Source organism: Desulfotomaculum copahuensis (genome assembly GCF_001655685.1).
GTDB classification, from domain to species: domain Bacteria; phylum Bacillota; class Desulfotomaculia; order Desulfotomaculales; family Desulfovirgulaceae; genus Desulfotomaculum_G; species Desulfotomaculum_G copahuensis.
In genome coordinates, this window is record NZ_LYVF01000152.1 from 1 (window position 1) to 206 (window position 206).

Here is a 206-nt window from a genome sequence, read left to right on the forward strand (position 1 = left end):
ACCGTGCCGGTGTATGACGCTGTGGGTTTCTACGATAAAGATTTAAAGGACATTTCAGCCCACGAATTCCTCACGGTGGTGGAAAAACATGCCCAGGACGGCGTGGATTTTATGACCATCCACGCCGGGATCAACCGCGAGGCCGCGGCCCGGTTCAAGAAGAATCCCCGTTTGACCAATATTGTTTCCCGCGGGGGTTCCCTGTT

1 protein-coding gene is annotated in these 206 nt (G+C 54.4%); it reads left to right on the plus strand.

Annotation, left to right across the window (positions count from 1 at the left end; all coding sequences use genetic code 11):
* Positions 1-206 (plus strand): phosphomethylpyrimidine synthase ThiC (locus tag A6M21_RS09125; RefSeq protein WP_201721862.1); only part of this gene is annotated, 206 nt, incomplete at both ends.